The organism is Candidatus Laterigemmans baculatus, assembly GCF_010367455.1.
GTDB classification, from domain to species: domain Bacteria; phylum Planctomycetota; class Planctomycetia; order Pirellulales; family Pirellulaceae; genus Laterigemmans; species Laterigemmans baculatus.
Genome location: NZ_WRPR01000104.1, coordinates 1 through 22,673 on the forward strand (window position 1 = coordinate 1; position 22,673 = coordinate 22,673).

Consider the following 22,673-nt stretch of genomic DNA (forward strand, 5'->3'; position numbering starts at 1 on the left):
CCCGAGGCTAGCGCCTACGGCTCACCCGAGGCTAGCGCCTACGGCTCACCCGAGGCTAGCGCCTACGGCTCACCCGAGGCTAGCGCCTGCGGCTCACCCGAGGCTAGCGCCTGCGGCTCAGGAAGAGATCCCCATTCATTTACTGCGAGGCAGTTGGCGCCGTGTATTGGTTGGCAGAAGTTTGCGTCAAGCGGCCCGTCTTTGCGCTGATGTTGATCACCGCGTTGGTGGTCGCCGGTGCGGTGGCCTTTCCTCAACTGGGGGTCGACCGCTTTCCGAACATGGATCTGCCGCAGATCTTCGTCCGCACGACCTATCCGGGGGCGGCCGCGGCGGAGGTGGAATCGGAAGTCAGCGAGGTCGTTGAAGACGCGGTGGCGACGGTCGCGGGCATCGAGGAACTGCGTTCGATTTCCCGCGATGGGCAATCGTTCGTGATCGTCACGTTCCAGTTGGACCGAAACATCGACGCGGCGATCCAGGATGTCCGCGATGCGGTTTCCGGATCGGTCAACCTGCTCCCACCGAACATCGACCCTCCGGTGGTGCAGAAGCGCGACCTCGATTCGTCTCCGATCCTCACGTTGGCGGTTTCGGGGCCGCGCGCTCCTCGCGAGCTGTTCGTGCTGGCCGACCGCTACGTCAAGAACGTGATCGAGTCGTCTCGCGGCGTCGGCGAGGTAACGATCGCCGGGGCGGCCGATCGGGCGGTCCAGATCGACATCGACGCCGACCGTTTAGCCGCTTACCAGCTGTCGATCCTGCAAGTTCGCGAGGCGGTGCAGCGTCAGAACGCGGAGGTTCCTGGGGGCCGGATGGACGAGGGGCTCCGCGAGCGGGCGCTGCGGACGATGGGCCGCGTTCGGGACTCCCGCGACTTTTCCGACCTGGTCGTCGCCACGCTCAACGGGACGCCGGTCCGGCTGAGTGATCTCGGGGAGGTCAAGGACGCGACGAAGGAAGTCCGCACTCTCGCTCGGCTCAACGGCACGCCGGCCGTCGTGCTCCAGATCCAGCGGCAATCGGGCGAGAACACTGTCGCGGTGGTCGAGGAGATCAAGTCGATGCTTCCTCGCTGCCGCGCGCTGCTCCCGGACGACGTCGAAGTGTCGGTGATCCAGGATCAATCGCGGTACATCGTCTCGGCGCTCGAGGAGATCGAACACCATTTGATCTCGGGGAGCATTTTGGCGTGCATCACAGTGCTGCTGTTCATGCGCTCGTGGCGGTCGACGCTGATCGCGGCGGTGGCGATCCCGACTTCGATCATCGCCACGTTTGCGTTCATGCGATGGTTCGACTTCACGCTGAACAACGTCACGATGCTGGCCCTGGTGTTGATGGTTGGGGTGGTGATCGACGACGCGATCGTGGTCCTCGAGAACGTTTTCCACTGCATCGAGGAAAAGGGGATGACGCCGACGGTGGCGGCGATCGTGGGGACCAAAGAGATCGGTCTGGCGGTGCTCGCGACGACGATGTCGCTGGTGATCGTCTTCCTGCCGGTGTCGTTCCTCTCGAGTGTCACCGGGCGAATGCTGTTTCAGTTCGGGGTCACCGCGACGATCGCGATCCTGGTCTCGATGCTGGTCAGTTTTTCGCTGACGCCGATGATGTGCAGCAAGCTGTTGCGGCCCAAGGGGCAGAACGACCTGGAAGCCTCCTCGCGAGGCGGGTTCTACCGCGTGGTGGAGCGGAGCTATCTATGGATGCTCGCTGGTTCGCTCCGCTACCGCTGGGTGGTGCTGGCGGTGAGCGTCGCGGTGATCGCCTCGAACGTGCCTCTCCACTCGCTCGTCCAACGCGACTACATCCCGCTGAACGTCGACGAGTCGGAATTCGAAATTCGGCTCGAGGCGGAACAGGGAGCGAGTCTGACTTCGATGCGAGAGACGATCGACGCGGTCGAGGCGGAGCTCGAGGAAGTCGAGGGGATTCGCACGGTGCTGACGACCGTCGGAGCGCGGGCCTGGGGCTCGGTGAATTCGGCGGAGATGTATATCCGTTTGGTCGACGCCAGCGAGCGGACCTTTTCGTTCGACCGCCTGTTCGCGGGGCTTCTGGAGGGAGATCCGGGAGCGGCTTTCCGCGGCAATTATTCGCAGCGGGAGAAGATGGCCGAGATTCGCAAGCGGCTGAACTCGATCGCCGATTTGCAGATTTCGGTTCGCAACCTGACGTCGCTGCGGCAGGGAGCTCCGGTCGATATCGACTATGCGATCACCGGCCCCGATTTGGATCGGCTGCTCGAGTTCAGCGACGCGCTCCGCGAGAAGGCGAAGACGATTCCGGGGATCGTCGACGTCTACTCGACGCTGCAGATCGACAACCCGGAGCTGCTGGCCCGGATCGATCGGGAGCGGGCCGCGGCGATGGGCGTGGAGGTGCAGGAGATCGCGGACACGCTGCGAGTGGCGGTCGGTGGCGATGACCGTGTCTCGCGGTACCGCGATCTGCAGATCGACGATGCCTATGACGTCGAAGTACGACTGGTGGGAATCGACCGCGGCGATGTCCCCTCGATCTCCCAGCTCTATGTGCGGACCAACAGCGGCGCGCTGACGCGGCTCGACAACGTCGTCCGCTTCGAGTTCAGCGAAGCCGCTTCACGGATCGACCGCCTCAGTCGCCAAAAGATGGTGGCCGTGCGGGCGAACATTGCGGGCGAGTACGCGCTCAGCGACCGCATCGAGGCGCTGCAGCAAGCGGCCGAGGAGATCGGGATTCCAGAAGGGTTTAGCGCCGAAGTGCTCGGCGGCGGTCGCGAGCTGGAGCGGACGCTCGAGGACTTTGGTTGGACGTTCATCATGTCGTTCGTCTTCATGTACATCGTGCTCGCCGCCCAGTACGAGCACCTCGTCTATCCGCTGATCATCCTGCTGTCGCTGCCACTTGCGGTCCCCTTCGGATTGCTCAGCCTGTACTGGGGCGGCGAGACGCTGAACCTCTATTCGGCCCTGGGGATCTTGGTGCTGTTCGGGGTCGTCAAGAAAGCGGCCATTCTGCAAGTCGATCACACCAACGCGCTTCGCGCTCAAGGGCTCGACCGCCACACGGCCCTGATGCAGGCCAATCGCGACCGCCTGCGGCCGATTCTGATGACGACCGTCTCGTTCGTCGCGGGCCTGTTGCCGCTGCTGATCGCCACGGGACCGGGGGCCGAAGAACGCCGCTCGATCGCCGTCCTGGCCGTCGGCGGCCAGACGCTTTCGCTGGTGCTGACGCTGCTCGCGATTCCCGTGCTGTACACCTTCTTCGACGATGCGACGGCACTCGTCTGGCGGCCCCGCAAAAACCCCGAATTGGGGCCGGGAGCGGAACAGCCGGGGAACAGCGACTCTGGTGAGCAAGGTCCTGGCGAGCCGCCCAGCGAGAATCCGGAGGTCGTCGCCGACGAAGGGCTCAGCGTGCCACTGGGGGAACGCGAGCCGCAACCGATTTAGGGCTCAAAGCTTACTTTCGTACTCGTACTCCGCGAAGCTGCGGCTACCCAGTAGACGGCTTCGAGTACGAGTACCGCTTCGCTGAGTACGAGTACCGCTTCGCTGAGTACGAGTGTTCCTGTTTCTGGGAATCTGAAATTTCAGATTCCCGGAGACCGGAGACCGGAGACCGGAGACCGGAGACCGGAGACCGGAGACCGGAGACCGATTCCTTTCGCCGCGGGATTAGAAGTCGCCGACGACTTGGCCGTCGCTTTTGGCGATCAACCGTTCCCAGGTCGTATCGATCACTGCGCGGAGGGCTCGATCGCGGTTGCTGCTGGCGTCGGTCTGCACGCCCTGGTTGTTGAAGTTCGAGTGGATGCTGTCGGAGATGAAGTGCACGCTTCCGTCGGCAAAGCAGAACTGGGCGCCTCCGGGGTGCTGGCTGGAGAAGCCGTTGGCTCCTCGCATGCTGACTTGGCTGCTGTAGATCTTGCCGGTTTGGTCGGTTCCGGTGAGGTTCATTTTGTAAACGCCCAGGGCGACCTGGTATCCCCACCGCCAATCCTCGGCGTGCCCGGGAACGTTGCCCCAAGCGTGGGCGGCACCCGAGATGAGGGTGTTTCCGCTGGCGTCGCGGAAGCTCCACTGACGCTCGCCGACCATCATCGTGTTGCTCGTCCCGTCGGTGATTTCGGCCATCCGGGTTCCTTTGTTCTGGACAAAGATCCCACCCTGTTCGGCATCGTCATTCTTGTCCCAGTAGTCGCTGTTGTGCGTGCCGACGTAGTTCGACGTCGTCATCCGTTGGCTGCGGATCGCCAACCAGTTGTTGGTCGCCGGAGCGATGTCCGAGGGGCAGCGGTAGGCCGAGATCGGCGTCTGCAGAATGTTCAGGACCGCTGGGTCACTGGCAACGGTGTGGATGTTGATCCGGCCGTACTGACTGGCTTCGAGCGCGGTCCCCTGCTCGATGAAGTCCATGATTGAAGCCGACCAGCCCCAGCTGTAGCGCGTGTCGCCATCGGTGGGAACGCTCCAGCCGGGCGGGAACGACTGGTGAACGTCGTGGTAGTTGTGCAGGGCGAGCCCAAACTGCTTGAGGTTGTTGCTGCACGACATCCGCCGAGCTGCCTCGCGGGCTGACTGGACGGCCGGCAGCAGCAGCCCGACCAGAACGCCGATGATCGCGATCACGACCAGCAGTTCAACGAGCGTAAAGCCGCCACGGAGCAGCCGGCGGCGACGCTCCTTGGATGGACGATGAGTCTTCATGGGGGATCCTCGGATGGAGAGCGGGGCCGCGCGCAGCAAGGTGGGAAGGGCGGAGGTAGCCCGAGCGGCGGCAAAGGTGGGAACGGGGGTTTCGGCGGACGATCGCAGAGGCGGGAAAAAGCGGTTCCCGCTTAGGGATTTTCAGGGTCGCCTGTAACCGCGGCACCGGTGGGTTCATCTTCGTCCGAAGCGACGACCGGGGTCTCTTCTTCGCTCAGCTGCGAGGAGCACCCAAGCGTTCCGAGCGAGGCCATCAGTAGTGCACAGGCGACGAGGCGAAACAGCCACTGCGTCATCAACATCTCCCTCAAATGGATCAATCCATAGGTATGGTGGCCGCTCCGGTGGCCAAGTGCCACTGGAGGGGCGGGAACCGAAGGTGGCATAGTAGCACAGAGGCGGCCTTTAGTGAGCAAGAAAAATCCCTTCGATGTTCCGCCGCCGCGCCGCTTCGTCTCGCCCTTCTGGCGACGTGAAGTTTGCAGGCGAGCAGATCGCTCGCTACCATCGAACAAGTCCCCCGGTCTGTGCGAGGGACTCCCGCCCCATCCCGCCTCCCTACGAACTAGGTCTTCGGCCTCGCGTTCCCGCCGCCGCGGTTGCGGCCGCTCAGATCGCAGAAGCTCCGTTTGCCCCTGCCTCGTCCCTTCTGTCGAGATTGAACTGATGGTTGTGTCCTCCCGTCGTCGTGGTCGAACGCCGCTCGCCGAGCGGTTGAGACTTGGCTGGTTCGCCTGGGCCCTCGGTGGGCTGGCCGTGACCGGTGCGATGGCGGTGAGCGGCGGGGCTGCCCTCGCGGATGACGAAGCAGCCGAAGCAGCCGAAGCAGCCGGCGAGCATTCTCGGTTGGTGCTCGAAGCGGGGCCGGTCGGCTACTGGCACTTCGAGGATCCCGCTTCCGCCGCGGCCGATCGCGTTTCCAACGCCGGGACCGCTGGCGAGGAGCTGGTCGGAGAGGTCGAAGGGGGCGTGCGGCTCGGCGAGCCGGGGCCGCGACCGCCGATGTTCCCGCGGATGGATCCGGAAAACTGCGGCGTCGAGCTTCCTCGCGGTGGCGGACGTTATGTGCGAGTGGTCGATCCCGGAGAGGGGAGCGTTCTCGATTTTCAGAACGGCGATGCGATCACGATCGAGGCCTGGGTGCGGCCCGAGCCATTCTCCGGCGGTGGTCATTACTACGTCTTGGGTAAAGGGCGGACGTATCTCGAAGGCCAGACTCGCGAGAGCCATAACTACGCACTGCGGCTGAGTCGCGTCGGTGGAGCGGCTGGGCTGAGCTTCTTGTTTCGCAGCGCCGATGACAGCGATGCGGGCCACCCAGGCGACTGGCATCGCTGGACCAGCGGTGGCGACGTGGCGATCGGCGATGGCTGGCACCACGTGGCGGTGAGCTACGAATTTGGTAAACCGAAGAGCATCCGCGGGTACGTCGATGGCCAGATCGTCTCCGGCAAGTGGGATATGGGAGGCGCGACCGAAGCGGCTCCGGTGGTCGACGACGACGAGCTGTGGATCGGGTCGTCGATGGGGGGGAGTGCGGGGAGCTCGTTCCAGGGCGGATTGGACGAGGTCGCGCTGTACCGCACCGCCCTGTCGGCCGAGCAGATCGCCGAGCGGTACCGTTACGTGCGGCCCGAGCCGGAGCTGGAATTGGCGGAGGTTCCGAGCGATGCGGTGCGAGTCGACATCTTTGAAGGGCTGCCGAATAAGAAGACGTGGGAGTTCCGTCCGCCGCTGCACACCGATCACTACGAGACCTCTTACTTCGCGTTCCTGGATGTCCCGAAGAAGTACAACGAGCGGGCGATCCGGATCGATCGCAGCAATCCGTTTCTGATCCGCGCCTCGAGCCGCGTCACGATTCCCGCGGGTACCCAGCAGGTGCTGGTGCGGTGCCGCAACGCGTCGCGGTTGTACCTCGACGGCGAACTGATTGCCGAAACCGCCTTTCACAACATCAGCTCGAGCGCCCACGGCAAAGTGTTCCCCTACGAGCCGACGCTCGCTCCCAACCTGCGTCCGCTGTTCCGTGGCGACACCGAAGCGGTGACGACGATCGAGGGCGACGGCAAAGAGCATCTGCTGCAGTTTGAGATGATCGTCGGTGGCCAGCGGCATCGACCCGACTTTGGCGAAACGGCTGTGTTCCTCGCTCCGCCCGGAGAAGATTTCCGGCTCGTCAGTCACGCCGAAGAGGTCGAGCTGACCGACGCCGACTGGATGCCGTTCATCGCCCGGCATCGCGATTGGTTGATCGAGTTCGATGCTGAGCGACGGGTCGCGATCGGCGGCGGTGAACGCGATTACTGGGCCGAGCGCCATGCGGCAGCCCGGCAGGCAGTGCTCGACCGACCCCGAGTGGAAGTCCCCAAAACGACCGGCGATCTTCCCGTCTTCAACGACATCGACCGCTTCATCGCCGTCCAGTTAGCCGACTCCGATGAACAGCCGACGCCGCTGACGAGCGACCTCGAGTTTCTGCGGCGGGTGACGATCGATGCGATCGGCGTGCTGCCGACCGAGGACCAGATCGAGCGGTATCTCAGCGACCCGCCGGCCGAACGCCGCACCGCCGCGATCGACCGACTGCTGGAGCATCCGGGCTGGGCCGACAACTGGGTCGGGTACTGGCAGGATGTGCTGGCCGAGAACCCAAACATCATCAACCCCACGCTGAACAACACCGGGCCGTTCCGCTGGTGGATCTACGAGTCGTTCCTCGACAACAAGCCATTCGACCGGTTCGCCACCGAGCTGATCTTGATGGAGGGGAGCGAGCGACACGGCGGTCCAGCGGGTTTCGCGGTCGCTTCGCAGAACGATGCTCCGATGGCCGAGAAGGCGCACATCATTGGGCAAGCCTTCCTTGGGTTGCAGATGGAGTGTGCCCGCTGCCACGACGCGCCGCAGCACGACTTCCTGCAGGAGGATCTGTTCAGCGCCGCGGCGATGCTCAATCGCGGTCCGCAGGTCGTTCCCAAGACGAGCACGGTGGGCGACCCCGAGGAAGTCGACTCGCCGTTCATCGAAGTCACCCTGGCGGCCGGAGCCAAGGTCGAGCCGAAGTGGACGTTCGACGAGCTGGTCACCGAAGAGGACGTGCAGAGCGAGTGGCTTCGCAACCCAAAAGACTTGCGGGAGCGGCTCGCGCTGCTCGTCACCGCTCCGCAGAACGACCGCTTTGCCCAAGTGATCGCGAACCGGATGTGGGCCCGCTACATGGGCCGCGGCTTGGTCGAGCCGGTCGATGATTGGGAAAACGCTTATCCCTCGCATCCCGAATTGCTCGACTACTTGGCGGACGAGTTGGTGCTCAGCGGCTACGACCTCAAGCACGTGGCCCGCCTGATCTTCCAGTCGCACGCTTACCAGCGTCGGCCGTTCGCAGCGAAGGAAGGTGGCAGCTACTACTACGCTGGCCCGGCCCATCGACGGATGAGCGCCGAGCAGCTGGTCGACTCGCTGTTCGCCGGAAGCGGCAAACCGTTCGATGCGGGGATCATGAACATCGACATCGACGGCTCGCGGACCGAAGACAGCACGCTCAACCTCGGTTACCCGCGGCGGGCTTGGATGTTCGCTTCGCTGTCGAACGAGCGCGACCGGATCAGCCTCTCGCTGCCGTTCGCTCAGCCGTTCGTGACGCTCCTGCAGGCGTTCGGCTGGCGGAATTCGCGGCAGGACGCGATGACGCCCCACCAGGTCGAGGTTTCGGTGCTGCAGCCAGCCGAGTTGTCCAACGGAGTGCTCGGCGAGCGGTTCACGCGGCTCTCGGACGATAGCGGCTTTACGGAGCTGGCTCTCGAGGAGCAGCCGCTCGAAACGTTGATCGAGCGGGTCTACCTCCGCGTCCTGACGCGCCGTCCCTCGGCCGAAGAGCAGGAGATGTTCACGGCGCTACTCCGCGACGGCTACCAAACGCGGCTCACCGGCGAGCCCCCTGCCCCGCCCCGCCGCTTGCCCCGCAACAAAGTCGGTTGGACCAACCAGTTCGATCCCGAAGCGAGCCGCATTCAGCTGGAGTTGGAGGAAGCGGTCAAGCAAGGCGATCCCCCCTCCCCGCGACTTGCTGCCGATTGGCGGGAGCGGATGGAGGACATGCTGTGGACGCTGATGTGCTCCCCCGAGTTCATTCACCTGCCGTAGCCCAACCATCAGCCGTTCGTTTTTCATCCCATCAGCCGCCGGGCGCTAGCCCCCGGTTCCCGAAAACGCCGAGACAACCGGACGCAAGAAGCGTGGCGGCTGATTTGAATAGCACATTCCCGACCTTCAGTGAGTCGAAGCCCGATGAGTTTTCCCTCCACCAATCGCCGTCAGTTTCTGCATGCCGCCGGTGCTTCCGTGGCTGCCGCTTCGCTCGCCGGCGGCAGCTCGTCGCAGCTCGCTTACGGCTCTGAGTCCGACGCCCCGGCGGTGCCGCTCGGCAAGGCCAAGCACTGCATCATGATCTGGCTCAGCGGCGGAGCGGCTCAGATCGATACCTGGGATCCGAAGCGGAAAGGGGACGCCAAGGCGAAGAAGCCCGGCTCCTACTACGACTCGATCGACACCGCGGTCGCTGGCGTGCAGGTCTGCGAGCATCTGTCGCGATGCGCCAAAATCCTCGACCGGTTCAACATCTTGCGGACGGTCAATCACGACGTTATTGACGAGCACGGGGCGGCGACCAACCGGATGCACACCGGACGGCCGACGACCGGCACGGTGGTCTACCCATCGGTCGGCTCGATCGTCGCGCACCAGCTCGGACCGGTCAGCGAGTCGGTCCCGGCCTACATTTTGATGGGCTATCCCAGTCCGACTCGGGGCCCCGGGTTCTTAGGGACTAAGGGAGCGTACGTCTATTTGACCGATACCGAGAGCGGTCCGAGTGGCTTTGCCCGCCCCAAGCACTTGACTCCCGAGCGACTCGATCGCCGCCAGCGGATGCTGGCCAAGGTTCGCGCCGAGTATCGCCAGCGGACCGCCGGTGGACTCTCGGTGGCGGATTACGATGCCACGGTCTCCGAAGCGATGCGGCTCTCGGGGCCCGAGTTCATGAGCGTCTTTCAGCTCGACCGCGAGCCGGCGGAGCTGCGCCAGTCGTACGGGGGCGAGTTCGGCCAGCGATGCCTGCTCGCTCGGCGACTGCTGCAGGCCGGCGTGCGGTTCATCGAGGTCTCGCACAATACTACTTTTACCAATGGCACAGGCTGGGACACCCACAACGAGGGGCAGCTCAAGCAGCACCTGTTGATCGACGATCTCGATCAAGGGCTTTCGGGGTTGGTTCTCGATCTGGAGCGATTGAAGATGCTCGACGACACGTTGATCGTGGTCGCCAGCGAGTTCGGTCGCCCGGCTGGATTCGATGGCGGAGGGGGCCGCAATCACTATGGAGCGTGCTTCAGCGTGGTGATGGCCGGCGGCGGGCTGCAGAACGGCAAAATGATTGGCGAGACGAACGAATTAGCCGAGCAGATCGTCGACCGGCCCGTCAGCGTCGCCGACATGCACGCCACGATCCACAACGCGCTCGGCATCGATCCCCATCTGGAGCTGTACGCGGGCGAACGACCCGTCCCGATCACCGACGGCGGAGTGCCAATCCGCGAGCTGTTCGTGTAGGCGGACGGTCATCGGCCACCCTCCCGGGGGGAGGGATGGTAGGGGGGCAGTTTGACTGACCGCCAGGCTGACGGGCGGTTGTTTTCAGGCCTTGCGGGTTTGCGCTTTGGTTTGGCATACTTGCGGGCTTTCCACGCACCAACCCAATTCAATTGACATAACGGCTTTGGAGATCTCGAGCGATGGCTGGACGTAGCAAGAAAAAGGCGGAAACCGTCTTCTTGGTTTGCGAAGAGACGGGCGATTACAACTACACCCTGCGCCGCAAGCCGGGGGGCGAAAAGCTGAAGCTGAAGAAGTATTGCCCGCGGGTCCGCAAGCACACCTGGCACAACGAAAAGAAGAAGTAAGCAGGCGAAGGGATGCAGAAGCGGTGGCGGATCTTACCGCACGACTCCGGCCGCATCGAACGACTCGTGCAATCGGCTGGGGTTCCCCCGGTCGTTGCTCAATTGCTGGTCAGTCGCGGTGTCTATGACGGGGCCGAAGCGAAACGGTTTTTGGACGTTCGCTTAACCGATCTCCGCGATCCGCTGGAATTGCCTGGTGTCGAAGCGGCCGCGGACCTGCTCTTCGAAGCGGTCGCGGCCAAGCAGCGCATCACCGTCTATGGCGATTACGACTGCGACGGCATGACCGGTGCCGCGATCCTGACCTCGGGGCTGCGGCTAATCGGCGGCGACGTGGGCTACTATGTGCCGAACCGCTTGGAAGACGGTTATGGGCTGAGCGACGAGGCGATTCGGCGGCTGGCCAGCCACGGCACGCAGATGATCGTCAGTGTCGACTGCGGGATCACCAGCGTTCGGCAAGCCGAGTTGTGCCGCGAGCTCGGGTTGCGGCTGATCGTCACCGATCATCACGAGTTGGCCGCGGCGCTTCCCGCGGCCGACGTGCTAGTGCACCCGCGGTTGCCCGGGACGAATTACCCGTTCGGCGAATTGTGTGGGGCGGGCGTCGCCTTCAAATTGGCTTGGGCGATCTGCCAGCGGGCGAGCGGCGCAAAGAAAGTCAGCGAGCGGCTCCGCAATTACTTGATGCGGGCTTTGTCGCTGGCGGCGATCGGCACGGTTGCCGACATGGTCCCGCTGGTCGATGAGAACCGCGTGCTAGTGCGGCATGGGCTGCGGAGCCTGCAGTCGAATCCGCCGCCCGGGTTGGCCGAGCTGATGCGTTTGACCGGGCTGCATCAAAAGCCCGCCCTCTCCAGTGAAGACATTGCGTTTTCGATCGGCCCCCGCTTGAACGCCGCCGGGCGGCTCGGCCAGGCGCAGCTGGGCGTCGAACTGCTGACCGTTTCCGAGGGAGAGCGGGCCGCCGCGCTGGCTGAGTACCTGCACCAGTTGAACAGCAGCCGCGAATCGCTCGAGCGGAGCGTGTTCCTGGCCGCACAAAAGCAAGCCAAGGCGGAGTTCGACCCCGAGGGCGATCCCGCTCTGGTGCTGGCCGGCTCGGGCTGGCACGCCGGCGTGATCGGCGTCGTCGCCGGCCGGCTCGCCGAACGCTACGGCAAGCCCGTGATCGTCGTGTCAATCGATCCGGTGAGCGGAAAACCGGCGGTCGGTTCGGGGCGGGCTGGAGGAGCGATCGACCTGCACGCGGCACTCGGAGAGAGCTGCGATCGCTTGCTAACCTTTGGCGGTCACCGCGCGGCGGCCGGACTGAAGATCGAAGAGGCCCAGCTCGATGCGTTTCGAGGCGACTTCTGCGAAGCGGTTGCCAGGCAAAACGCGGGAGGCGTTGCGGAACCCGAAGTCGTGATCGACGCCGAGACGGCGCTCGCCCACCTGACGCTCGAGACGCTCCAGCAGATGGAGTCGCTGGCCCCGTTCGGCCAAGGGAATCCCCGCCCGGTGTTGCTTGCCAGCGGCGTGAGCCTCTGTGAACCCTCGCGGCGGATGGGAGGAGGCGATCGCCACCTCTCGGCCCGAATTGAACATCGCGGGACGCGGATGCGGTCGGTGGCGTTCGGCCAGGGAGAATGGTGCGACGATCTGAATCAGACCGAGGGAACGATCGATATCGCGTTCCGTCCAGTCGTCAATGAATTCCGCGGCCGCCGCACGGTCGAAGCCCAATTGGTCGATTGGCGGCCGAGCCAAGTGCGAAGCCCGGAAGTGAAAGTTCCGGGCAATACCGTCGGCCGCTGAGACGCCCATCCCCTTACCCTCCCGGGGGGAGGGTGTTGAGGGGGCTACGCTCTCGTCTACATGGCGAACGGATCGTCGCCCGGAGCGGGAGTGCCGAGGTCGCCGAACGGATCGGTCGCCGGAGCGGCATCGTCCATGGCGTCGTCGGCGGGTTCTTCGGCGGGAGCTTCGGTCGCCGGTGCCGGTTGGTTCAGCGGATCGCCCAGTGCGTTTTCGCTTTCCAGCATCGGCTCACCCGGAGCGAGTCCATTGTCGTCGTCGAACGGATTGGTGCGAGCATCGTCGGGAGCCGGGGGAGCGGGTGCGGGGGCCGGTGCGGGGGCCGGCGGTGCGGGAGCCACGCCACCTCGGAGGACTCGCGGTTCGGCCGCTTCGAGCCCTTCGTAGCGGGCCCGTTCTTCAGCGACGACGCGGGCGCGTTCTTCGAGCCGCGTCTGCAGCCGAACCGCTTCCAACTGCATCCGCTGAGCTCCCTGAATCCGAGCCAGCGCTCGGCCTACCGAGCCGCTGTAATTGCCGCGGGCCTCGAACACGCCGCCGATCCGCCAATCGGCCGCCGCCTCGTCGAGCCGACCGGTCGCTGCCGCAGCCAAGCCGCGGAAGTAGTACACGCGGGGATCGCGAAGCCCATTGTCGATGGCCCGGGTAAAATCGAGGTACGCCCCGTCATAGTCGTGGGCAAAGTAGCGATGCACGCCCTGCCCATACACCTCAGCCAGCACGGCGTCTTGGGCGCCAGCCGTCGAGGCTCCCGTGACCAGCGTTACAACAGCAGCAAGAGCAGTCGCCCTGAACATCGGTGTACATTCCTCTAGCGGATGCGACGAGATGGAGAAGTCAATGGTTGCCGTCAAAGACTAGTTAACGCAAAAGAGCGAAGCAAATTTTAAGCCGATTGTGGGGGTCACTCGCCCGTGGGCTCGCTGTTTTCGGGCTCGCTGTTTTCGGGTTCGCTGTTTTCGGGTTCGCCGTCTTCGGGCTCGCTGTCTTCGGGCTCGCTGTTCTGGGTCGCGCTGTTTTGGGAGGCGGGGGTGGGACCTTTGCCGTGCAGCGTCTCGATCGCTCGCCACAGCTGCGGGTCGACCTCGGCGAGCGCTTTGGAACTCCCTTCGGGAACCGGGACCGAAGCTGCGAAGTGCGGATAGGTCGCCAGCTCCCACCGCCGCAGGGCCCGCCGCCGCGTCTCGTCGTCGAGCGGAACGGCGTAGCCCGCCGTCGGCTGGACGCCCCACTGGTCGGCCTCACTCGCGTCCGGGCCGCGATGGATCGTCTGCCCGTTGGGGCGGTAGAAGCGAGCGGTCGTCAGCTTCAGCGCGCTGCGGCCATTTTCCAGCGGAAACAGGTTCTGGACGCTGCCTTTGCCAAACGTCCGTTCGCCGACCAGGATCGCCCGCCCGTGGTCCTTGAGGCAGGCGGCGACGATTTCCGCGGCGCTTGCCGAGTTGCCATCGATCAACACGACCAGCGGTTTGCGGGGATCGACCAACGTTCCCGCGGAAGCATCCCAAGCAGCGTTTTCGAAAGCCGCCGCGTCGGCCGGAGCGGACTTCAGCACGCCGCGGCCGCGGGTCGAGACGATCCGCCCCTCCTCGAGAAACATGTCGCAGATATCCACCGCCGACGTCAGCAGCCCACCGGCATTGCCGCGGAGGTCGAGGATCATCCCGCCAAACCGATTGTCGAGCTCCTCGAGCGTCTGCCGTAGCTCCGCAGTCGTCCGCTCCCCAAACGTGGTCAAGCGAATGTAAGCGATCTGCGGATCCTCGCTCAGCCGATAAACCCAGCGATTCTCCGCATCGCGATGATCGCCCAGGACCGACTCCAGTTGGATGTTGCCGCGAGTCACCCTGAAAACCAACTCCTCGCTGGCCCCTGTCGTCTCGCTGGCCCCTGCAGCTTCTTCGGTCCCTGCCATCGGGTTGGCCCCTGTCGTCGAGTCGGCCCCTGTCGTCGGGTTGGGGGGCGAGCGGCGGACTCGCACCTCGACGGTGCTGCCGATTGGGCCGCGGAGCAGTTCGACGACTTCGGGCAGCGGCATTTCGGCGGTCGGCGTGTCCCCGACGCCGATGATCTGGTCCCCCGGAAGCAGTCCGGCGGCCAGTGCGGGTGAGCCGACCAGGGGGGTGATGATCCGCGTCGGCGCGGCGCGGTCGGGCTGCTCGACGACCGCTCCGATCCCCGCAAACTCCTGCTCGATCGAGTCCTGAAACTGCTCGTACAGCCCCGGAGGGAAAAACTGCGAGTAGGGATCGAGCTTTTCGGTCAGCCCCAGCATCGCTCCCTCGAGCAACTCCTGCTGATCGACCTCGTCGACGTAGTAGCGATCGATGTAGTGCATCGAATCGGCCACCGGAGCGGCGGCCCGGTTCCGCTCGGCCTCCACGTAGCATCGCTGGGAGATCAGGAAGGTCAGGAGGATCGCGTAGAAGTTGCGAGGAGGCATAGCAGTTGAACGCACGAGGAAGAACCAACCCCAGCGATTCTATGCGATCCACCCCTGCCCCGTTCGATCCGAAACAATCGTTCAAGTCTCAAGGGGGTGCGTGCCGATTGTAGATCCACTGGTGGGGGCACCGACTTCGCAAGGGACATTGTCCAGCCATGCAGTTCCTCCCCATCCGGCCGCGGGTCTTCGACCGCGGCGTCTTGCTCGCCGCCAGCGTTGCTCTGCTGGCTCAGGCGGGATGCGCGCATCTGAGCATCCCCAGCGATCGGCACGGCGGTTTGCCGACGTCGCCCGCAAGGCACGCGTCCGCAAGGGACATGCCTGCAGGCCACTTACCGGAACGTCCGGGCGCCACGTGTGATGCCGAGCCGGCAACTCCCTGGCCGCGGTTTCACCCGCTGCCGACGCAGCCGCTCGTCGGCCCCGCCGATCCCGGCTGGCCGTGAGGAAGGACTCGGTACTCCGTCCCGAGCTGGCAAGCGTGGCAAGGTTTGCGGGCGATTTTTGCTCGGCGTCAAGCCGGAGTGGGATTGATCCGATGTTTTGGCATGTGAGCGTCGTCGTAGTGGCGCAACGGCCGGTCCGCGTCGTGGGGATCGTCCAGGGTGAAAGCCCCCCTGAGCACGCGGGGTCCAATGGTTCGGCTGATTATTTTCCGGGCGGAGCGCGCCCCGCGATTCGCGTCGTTGGCTATGGCCTGCGGGTTGACGGTGGCGTCGCTCCTGAGCCCTGCAGGGCTCACCACTTCGGCTCGGGCAGCATCTCCGCTCGAGGAGGTATCGCGTGAGACGCCGGTCGTGCGTGCGGTTCGCCGCGTCTCGGCTTCGGTGGTCAACATTCATGGCCAAAAGACGGTGCGCGGGACGGCGGCCGGGTTTGCCGGGGCGCCGGCCGAAACGATGCGGCAGGTCAACGGGATGGGGACCGGGATCATCATCGATCCTCGCGGGTACCTGATCACGAACTACCACGTCGTCGAGGACGTCAGCGATATTCGCGTCACCTTGGCCGACAAGCGGACGGCCACTGCCGAGCAGATTGCCCACGACGTCCGCTACGATTTGGCGGTATTGAAGATCTCGATCGACGAGCCGCTGGAAGTGGTGCCGCTGGGCACTTCGCAAGATCTGATGGTCGGCGAGCGGGTGATCGCGATCGGCAACGCGTTTGGTTATGAGAACACGGTGACCGAAGGGATCATCAGCGCCCTGCACCGCGACGTCCCGGTCAACGACCAACAAGAGTATCGCGACTTGATCCAGACCAGCGCTGGAATCAACCCGGGCAACTCGGGCGGCCCGCTGCTGAACATCCGCGGCGACGTGATCGGGATCAATGTCGCAGTCCGCGTGGGCGCCCAGTCGATCGCGTTTGCGATTCCGATCGACCAAGCCATCCAGGTCTCGCGGAACCTGATCCGCGAATACAACGAACAACACGTCACGCTTGGATTGGCCGGGACGATCGACAGCGATTCGCCTGCCCAAGGGCTGCTCGTCACGTCGCTCGCCGAAGGAGGCCCCGGAGTTCGAGGCGGTCTGCAGGCGGGAGATCGGATCCTGAAGATCGGCGATCGGGCGATCGATGATCCGCTCGACTTTGAGCTGGCGATTCTGGGGATCGAACCGGGCCAACGGATCGGGCTGAACGTCCAGCGGGGCGAGGAGCAGACGGCCCTCGAACTGCAGGCCTCCGAGCCCTCCTACGCCAGCGATTCCCGCGGCATCGCGACGCGAATCTGGAGCGTCGTGGGGATCCAGGCCGAGCCGCTCTCGCCGGCTGCGGTCCGCCAGCTGAACGGGCGGCTGCGAATCGACAAGCCGTACAAGGGCGGGCTGCGGATCACCGCCGTGCGGCCCGGGAGCCCGGCCGACCGCCAGCTAATTCGCAGCGGCGACGTGTTGCTCGGAATCCACGGCTGGCAAACCGCCTCGATCGACGACCTCGATCTGATCCTGCGAAGTCCCGAGATGCGAACTACCACGCAAGCCGAGTTCTACATCGTGCGTCGCGACCAAACGCTGGTCGGTCAGCTGCGGTTGGCGCAAGGCGACCAGGCCCGCCTGCCCCGCTGAGCCAGTCCGTCGCAGGGGCAGTGGCAGTCGCAGGGGCAGTCGCAGGGGGGCGTGGACGCGTTTCGGGGCGATCCAGAGGTGGAGGAATCGCCGACCCAGCCGAAACGCGCTCCGCCCCAGACCATCTTGAGCCGTAGGCGCTAGCCTCGGGCCTTCTTGAGCCGTAGGCGCTAGCCTCGGGCCTCGCGACCGCTAATTCTTCCGCTGCAGAACCCGCGGCTAGCGCCGTCGGCTCAAGCTTGTCTGACAGAACCTACAGCACGCGGCGCAGCGGCAGGATCACGTTCGCCGAGAGCAGTCCGCCGACGAGCGACATCGCCAGCAGTACCATCGCAAAGGCGAGCTCCACTCCCTCGACCGTTTGGTGCTCGAGCAGCGCCGTCAGCGAGCGGTAGCCGATCGAGCCGGGGACCAGGATCAGCAGCCCCGGAGTTTGCGCGACCATCGCTGGACGATTCTTGAGCCGTGCGTAGAGATTGCTGCCGACGCCCACGGCGAGCGCCCCGCAGAACGAACCGACCTCCGGGGCTACGCTGCGGCCGAGCCAGCGGGCGAGCAGAAAGCCGAGGATGCTGACGGCGAAAATCACTGGCCACTGCGAAAGCGGCGCTTTGAAGAGGATCGCGAACGCCCCGGGGGCGAGCCCCAAGGCAATCCATAAACTCCAGGCCGGGAGCGGCATCGAGATCACCGCCGCTTGACCGATGATGGTGTTCCCGCTCGGGCCGAGCCGCCACGCGATCGCGACGCCCAAGATCAGCGTCAGCAACGTCACGCTGGCCCCGGCAAGCCGCGCACTCCCAGCCGACAAGTGACCCATCGCCAACTCGGTCAGAGCGATCGTCAGGGTCAGTCCGGGCAGGGGCAGGATCAGCGCCGCGAGCGTCGTCAGGCGGTCGTCGATCGGCAGCACGTAGTGGGAGATCCAGAGCGTCAGCAGCCCCACCGAGAACCCTGCCAGCGGTTCGAGCACGCCGCGATCCCACCCCGCCCGCACGGTGAACCAAGTCAGGCAGGCGAGCAGACAGCCGAGGACTGCGGCCACGCCGACTTCGGTGACGCCTCCTCGGAACAGGATCGCCACGGTTCCGCAGGCTACGCCCGCGGCCGCGATCGTGGTGGCGAAACCGTAAGGCGGTTCAGCCGCGGCCGCTTCGTCGAGTCGCTGCGTGGCTTCGGCAATCGTCAGCTTGCCCACTTCCATGTCGTGCAGCACCCGGTCGAACTCAATCAATTTGCTGACATCGACCTCTCCCGAATCGATCCGCCGCAAATACGTCTGCTCTCCCTCCTCGCGGACGATCGAGACGATCAGCGCCGTGGGGGTGTAGAGGTAAGTGCTGTCGATCCCCAGCGACTGCGAGGCCCGCGTCATCACCCGCTCGAGCCGATACGACGGAGTGCCGTGGCGGTGCAGCAACTCGGCGGTGCGGAGCAGAAAAGCCTCGGCCGGAGTCTTGCCCGCCGACGCCACCGGAGCGGGCGCATTGGTGGCGCTGGTGAGACCCGTAGGATTGGTGGGCGGCGGAGGCGGGCTCGGGGCATGCGGATCCAAGCTCATTCCACGCAGCTAGCTCGCACGGCCGCTCGCATCTTTTCCAGCCCCCGCCGCGCGACCTCTTCGGCCGGCTGTTCCCAGTAGCTGGGATTGAACAATTCGAGCGAGAGGTGGCCATTGAAACCGCCGCGGCGAAGCGTGGTCAGAATCTGATGGAGCGGGGCCACGCCATCGCCCGGATAGACGCGGTCGGCATCGCCGATTTCGCTGCGAGGCGGAGTCGCTGGGTAGTCGTTCATATGGAAGCAGTGGATGCGGGAGGCTTCGAAGAGGGCCAGTCCGGCGAAGTCGGAGCCCCCTTTGTAAATGTGGTAGACGTCCGGCAGAACGCAGGCCGCTGGGTGTCCCGCCTCGGCCGCCACGTACGCCAGTTCGCCGAGTCGGCTGAGCGTGCTCGAAAATCCCCACAATTCGAGCTGCGGCGTGACGCCCGTTTGCTCCCCCAACTCGAGCAGCGCTCGGTAGCGGGCGGCGATGTCCAAGAGCGTCGGCTGGGGAGCGTCCACCGCCAAACGGTGCGCTCCGATCGGCGGGGCGGCGATCCGCCGGCCGCCGATTTCCGCGAGCAGTTCCATGTCTCGGCGAGCTTCCTCCAAGCCCGCCCGTCGCTCCGCCTCGTCGTCGACGATCCAGGTGGCAAACCCGATCGCGCTTTCGACCGTCAGCCCCGCATCTTCGATCTGCTTGCGGAGCTCAGTCAAGCTCCCCCCTTGCTCGACGTAGGCTCGCAGATCGCGGATCCACGGCTCGATCGCGTCGTAGCCGGCCGCGGCGCACAGCCGAACTTGCTCGGGCACCGACAGCTGCTGGCCGCGGACCGTGCTGGTGTTGAAGCAGTACCGCATGGAATCGGCCCAAGCCCCGGGATCGGCGCCCGGCTCGGCAGCGTCGGCTTCAGCGCGATTGGCAGTGGATCCCATCATCAGGGCTGCCGGGGAAGCGAGCAAAAAGGAGCGGCGAGGAAGCGTCATGGTCCAAGGGCGGCAAGCGGGGGAGCGGCAGTGGACAGAGCGGCTGGCGTGCGAGTGGAGTGTAATCGATGAGGCCGGAAGCGGTGCTCGAGATCGTGATCCTCCTCGTACTCGTACACGTACTCAGCGAAGCGGTACTCGTACTCAGCGAAGCGGTACTCGTACTCAGCGAAGCGGTACTCGTACTCAGCGCAGCGGTACTCGATCTCCGTCCGGTCGGTAAGTCCGCGGCTTCGAGTACTGAGTACTGAGTACGAGTACCGCTGCGCTGAGTACGATTAGGATGCGTACTGCGTACTGCTCCCTTGAAACGCGAGAATTTACCGTCGGTCGCTTGGAAAAGTGCCGCCGGGGGCGTACGCTCGCAAGCTATGGCCGATTCTCCCCTGCTCGACCCGACGTTTTTGTTTCGTTTCGAGGTGGCGGTGCGCCGTCATCCGCTCGAGTGGAGCAAGACGGGGCTGGCGCTTCCGGAGAGCTGCCGCTTGCCCTCGTTCGGAGCGTTGGCCGGTCGGCCGCTGTATGCCGAGGTGCGGATGGCCTGGGACACCAGCGGGATTGGGGTCTGGATGCGGGCCAGCGGCAAGCGGCAATTGCCGTGGTGCCGCCAGGGGCGGGCCGAGGAGAGCGACGGGCTGCACCTCTGGATCGACACTCGCAACTCGCCGCAAATTCACCGCGCGAACCGGTTCTGCCATCGGTTTGTCTTAATGCCGATCGGGGGCGGAGTCCGCCGCGACGCGCCCTATGCCGCGATGCTGCCGATCCACCGGGCGCGGCAGAGCCCCAATCCGGTCCGCGAAGGGGTGCTGCGGGTGTTAGGCAAGACCACGCAAGACGGTTACGAAATGAGTGGGATCTTGCCTGCCGCGGCATTGACCGGATTCGATCCGGCGGAGTATCCCCAGATCAGCCTGTGGTACGCGGTCGTCGATCGCGAGCGAGGCTGGCAGACCTTTTCGGTCGGCGAAGAATTCCCCGTGGCCGAAGACCCCAGTTTGTGGGGCACCGCGAGACTCGTTGGGTAGGGCGGCTAGTTGGACTGGCTGTTTCCCTATTTTGCCCAATCTGCAGGTCCGCCGGGTGGATTTAGGGAATTTGCGGTATCCGCAGGCCGCATAACTTATAAAATTTGTTTCAACAACTGTTCCGCGGCTGTTCGATACAATCGTTACACACGTTTTTCTCCCGTCGCAGGAAACCACTCGACTCATGTCCGCCTTCACCCCGGGCCCGGATTCTTCCGCCAAGCAGATTGAGAATGTCGAAGGCATTACCGTCCGATTGGCCGGGGATTCCGGCGATGGAATGCAGTTGCTCGGGACGCAGCTGACGAACACCAGCGCGTTGCTCGGCAACGACGTGGCGACGTTCCCCGACTTTCCCGCCGAGATTCGGGCTCCGCGGGGAACGCGGGCCGGGGTGAGCGGGTTTCAGGTGCAGTTTGCCGCCGAAGAGATTTTCACTCCCGGCGACGTGCTCGACGCGCTGGTCGTGATGAACCCGGCGGCGCTGGTCACGAACATTGGCGATTTGCGGCCCGGCGGATTGCTGATCGTCAACGAAGACGGCTTCAACGACAAGGAATACAAGCTGGCCAAGGTCAGCGGTAATCCGCTGGACGATCCGCGGATTCGCGAGCGGTATCGGGTGACCGAAGTGGCGATGACGCGGCTGACGCGGGACGCGGTCGCCGAGCTCGGGTTGGGGATGAAGGAAGCCGATCGCTGCAAGAACTTCTTTGCGATGGGGCTGGTCTACTGGCTGTTCGGCCGCTCGCTCGACCCGACGCTGCGGTTCATCGCCGCCAAGTTCGGTCGCAAGCCCGACGTGGCGCTGGCCAACGAAAAGGCGCTCCGCGCGGGTTGGGCGTATGGCGAGACGACCGAGGCGTTTGGAACCAGCTACCACGTCGAGCCCGCGCAGCTGAAACCGGGCACCTACAAGAACATGATGGGCAACCAAGCCCTCGCTTGGGGATTGCTCGCCGCTGCCCAGCGGAGCCACAAGGAACTGTTCTACGGGACGTACCCGATCACGCCGGCCAGCGACATTCTGCACGAGTTGTCGAAGTACAAGAACTTTGGCGTGCGGACGTTCCAGGCCGAGGATGAGATCGCGGCGATCGGAGCGACGGTTGGGGCTGCGTTTGGCGGCACGATGGCGGTCACCGCCAGCAGCGGCCCGGGAATCGCGCTCAAAGCCGAAGCGATGGGCCTCGGGATGATGCTCGAGTTGCCGATGATCGTGATCGACGTGCAGCGCGGCGGACCGAGCACCGGTTTGCCGACCAAGACCGAGCAGTCGGACCTCCTGCAGGTGCTCTACGGCCGCAACGGCGAGTCGCCTTTGCCGGTGTTGGCCCCGCAGAGCCCGGCCGACTGCTTTGACATCGCTCAAGAGGCCTGGGAGATCGCCGTCGAGTCGATGGTCCCGGTCGTGATCCTCTCGGACGGCTACATCGCCAACGGCAGCGAACCGTGGAAGATCCCGAACGTCCAAGACATGAAGCCGATCGAGATTGCCCACCCGACGGCGGCGGAAGACTCCGACAAGCCGTTCCTCCCCTACGCTCGCGATGAAAAGCTGGCTCGGCCGTGGGCGATCCCCGGCACCGAAGGACTGATGCACCGCGTCGGGGGATTGGAGAAAGAAGACGGGACGGGGAACGTCAGCTACGACCCGGAAAACCACCAGCACATGGTCCACACGCGGCAGCGGAAGGTCGATCTGATCGCCGAGCGTATCCCGCCGCAGAAAGTCATGGGACCGCCGAGCGGCGATATCCTGGTCGTCAGCTGGGGCGGCACCTACGGGGCTTGCCACACCGCGGTGCGTCGCTGCCAAAGCCAAGGGATGTCGGTCGCTCACGCCCACATCCGCTACCTCCATCCGTTCCCGGCGAACCTCGGCGAATTGCTGAGCAGTTATCGCACGGTGCTGGTTCCGGAATTGAATATGGGCCAGCTCCGGATGCTGCTTCGCTCCAAGTACTTGGTCGACTGCATCGGGATCAACAAGATCAAAGGCAAGCCGTTCACGGTCAGCGAATTGGTCGAGCAGATTTCGGCCCACGCCTGCCACGATCACAACTGCCGCGAGGAAGAGTCGCAAGAGGATGCCTGCGAAGACGGCATCATGCAGAGCAAAGCCGGCTGAGCAG

The 22,673-nt window shown here is 64.7% G+C and carries 16 protein-coding genes; 10 read left to right on the forward strand and 6 right to left on the reverse strand.

The genetic code is table 11. The features are described from left to right. The first annotated feature begins 161 nt into the window (after positions 1–161). Positions 162–3,443 carry an efflux RND transporter permease subunit gene (locus tag GNK13_RS17745; protein WP_164103895.1) on the forward strand — a complete coding sequence of 1,094 codons (3,282 nt, stop codon included), beginning with the start codon at positions 162–164 and terminating at the stop codon, positions 3,441–3,443. Between the two features lie 225 nt (positions 3,444–3,668). Here GNK13_RS17745 and GNK13_RS17750 read toward each other — a convergent pair whose 3' ends face one another. Then, a complete protein-coding gene (locus tag GNK13_RS17750; protein ID WP_164103918.1) occupies positions 3,669–4,700 on the reverse strand; it encodes a DUF1559 domain-containing protein in 1,032 nt (343 codons plus the stop codon). Positions 4,701–4,831: 131 nt separating this feature from the next. Beyond that, positions 4,832–4,996: a hypothetical protein gene (locus GNK13_RS17755; protein ID WP_164103896.1), complete on the reverse strand. Its 165-nt coding sequence runs from the start codon at positions 4,994–4,996 to the stop codon at positions 4,832–4,834. A 370-nt stretch (positions 4,997–5,366) separates the two neighbouring features. On the opposite strand from GNK13_RS17755, the gene GNK13_RS17760 reads away from it, so the two are divergent. The 4 genes from GNK13_RS17760 to recJ all read left to right on the forward strand — a co-directional run bounded on the left by GNK13_RS17760 (position 5,367) and on the right by recJ (position 12,460). Then, the gene (locus GNK13_RS17760) at positions 5,367–8,846 is read left to right on the forward strand and encodes a DUF1553 domain-containing protein (RefSeq protein ID WP_235935316.1); all 3,480 of its coding nucleotides are present in this window, start codon (positions 5,367–5,369) and stop codon (positions 8,844–8,846) included. A gap of 144 nt (positions 8,847–8,990) precedes the next feature. Continuing rightward, entirely contained in the window at positions 8,991–10,310 is a 1,320-nt protein-coding gene (locus tag GNK13_RS17765; protein WP_164103897.1) for a DUF1501 domain-containing protein, read from the forward strand. Between the two features lie 182 nt (positions 10,311–10,492). Then, a complete protein-coding gene (gene rpmG, locus GNK13_RS17770; protein WP_164103898.1) occupies positions 10,493–10,660 on the forward strand; it encodes a 50S ribosomal protein L33 in 168 nt (55 codons plus the stop codon). A gap of 12 nt (positions 10,661–10,672) precedes the next feature. After that, positions 10,673–12,460, forward strand: coding sequence for a single-stranded-DNA-specific exonuclease RecJ (gene recJ / locus GNK13_RS17775; protein WP_164103899.1), 1,788 nt, complete (start codon positions 10,673–10,675; stop codon positions 12,458–12,460). Positions 12,461–12,516: 56 nt separating this feature from the next. Here recJ and GNK13_RS17780 read toward each other — a convergent pair whose 3' ends face one another. Beyond that, a complete protein-coding gene (locus tag GNK13_RS17780; protein WP_164103894.1) occupies positions 12,517–13,257 on the reverse strand; it encodes a hypothetical protein in 741 nt (246 codons plus the stop codon). A gap of 107 nt (positions 13,258–13,364) precedes the next feature. After that, positions 13,365–14,903, reverse strand: coding sequence for a S41 family peptidase (locus GNK13_RS17785; protein ID WP_164103900.1), 1,539 nt, complete (start codon positions 14,901–14,903; stop codon positions 13,365–13,367). 158 nt (positions 14,904–15,061) lie between these two features. Between GNK13_RS17785 and GNK13_RS17790 the strand changes: the two genes are divergently transcribed. Next, a complete protein-coding gene (locus GNK13_RS17790) occupies positions 15,062–15,352 on the forward strand; it encodes a hypothetical protein (protein ID WP_164103901.1) in 291 nt (96 codons plus the stop codon). Positions 15,353–15,598: 246 nt separating this feature from the next. Then, a complete protein-coding gene (locus tag GNK13_RS17795; RefSeq protein WP_235935319.1) occupies positions 15,599–16,981 on the forward strand; it encodes a trypsin-like peptidase domain-containing protein in 1,383 nt (460 codons plus the stop codon). 253 nt (positions 16,982–17,234) lie between these two features. Here GNK13_RS17795 and GNK13_RS17800 read toward each other — a convergent pair whose 3' ends face one another. Then, positions 17,235–18,542 carry a threonine/serine exporter family protein gene (locus GNK13_RS17800; RefSeq protein WP_164103903.1) on the reverse strand — a complete coding sequence of 436 codons (1,308 nt, stop codon included), beginning with the start codon at positions 18,540–18,542 and terminating at the stop codon, positions 17,235–17,237. Next, the gene (locus GNK13_RS17805) at positions 18,539–19,510 is read right to left on the reverse strand and encodes a sugar phosphate isomerase/epimerase family protein (RefSeq protein WP_164103904.1); all 972 of its coding nucleotides are present in this window, start codon (positions 19,508–19,510) and stop codon (positions 18,539–18,541) included. The genes GNK13_RS17800 and GNK13_RS17805 overlap by 4 nt, the downstream gene beginning before the upstream one ends. A gap of 68 nt (positions 19,511–19,578) precedes the next feature. Here GNK13_RS17805 and GNK13_RS17810 point away from each other — a divergent pair, with 68 nt between their 5' ends. From GNK13_RS17810 to GNK13_RS17820, 3 genes are all read left to right on the forward strand, one after another. After that, a complete protein-coding gene (locus tag GNK13_RS17810; RefSeq protein ID WP_164103905.1) occupies positions 19,579–19,761 on the forward strand; it encodes a hypothetical protein in 183 nt (60 codons plus the stop codon). A gap of 120 nt (positions 19,762–19,881) precedes the next feature. Further along, positions 19,882–20,538, forward strand: coding sequence for a hypothetical protein (locus GNK13_RS17815; RefSeq protein ID WP_235935317.1), 657 nt, complete (start codon positions 19,882–19,884; stop codon positions 20,536–20,538). 184 nt (positions 20,539–20,722) lie between these two features. Beyond that, complete coding sequence (locus GNK13_RS17820; RefSeq protein WP_164103906.1) at positions 20,723–22,669, forward strand: 2-oxoacid:acceptor oxidoreductase subunit alpha; 1,947 nt, start codon at positions 20,723–20,725, stop codon at positions 22,667–22,669. The last annotated feature ends 4 nt before the right edge of the window (positions 22,670–22,673 follow it).